Source organism: Natronococcus sp. (assembly GCF_047921035.1).
In the GTDB taxonomy this organism is placed as follows: domain Archaea; phylum Halobacteriota; class Halobacteria; order Halobacteriales; family Natrialbaceae; genus Natronococcus.
The window spans coordinates 1-557 of record NZ_JBLRWX010000263.1; the positions used below are offsets into that span (position 1 = coordinate 1).

A 557-nucleotide genomic window follows, 5' to 3' on the forward strand; every position below is an offset into this window, starting at 1 on the left:
GGGTTGGCGAGGGCGAAGATGACGGGGTTCTCCGCCATGGAGCGGACCATGTCCTTCGACACCATGCCCGCCACGGATAGGCCCACGAACACGTCGGCTCCCTCCATGGCATCGTCCAGGGTCCGGCAATCCGTCTCGACGGCCCACTCCTCCTTGTACTCGTTCATGCCCTCGGTGCGACCTTTGTAGATCACCCCCTTGGAGTCCACCATCATCATGTTCTCGTGGCGGACGCCCAGGCGCATGAAATGCCGGGCCGAGGAAAGGGCCGACGCTCCGGCTCCGCTGAACACGACCCGCACTTCCTCGATCTTCTTCCCTACCAGCTCCAGGGCGTTCACCAGCCCGGCGGCCCCGATGATGGCCGTCCCGTGCTGGTCGTCGTGGAAGACCGGGATGTCCATGGTCTCCTTGAGCACCTGCTCGATATGGAAGCACTCCGGAGCCTTGATGTCCTCCAAATTGATCCCCCCGAAGGTGGGCTCCAGCAGCTGGCAGGCCCGGATCACTTCCTCCGGGTCATGGGAGTTGAGCTCGATGTCGAAGACGTCGATCCC

General features: G+C 63.4%; 1 protein-coding gene. It reads right to left on the reverse strand.

Annotated elements, in window-relative coordinates; all coding sequences use genetic code 11:
• A partial coding sequence (locus ACNA7R_RS20610; RefSeq protein WP_416285396.1) for a malic enzyme-like NAD(P)-binding protein occupies positions 1–557 on the reverse strand: 557 nt, incomplete at both ends.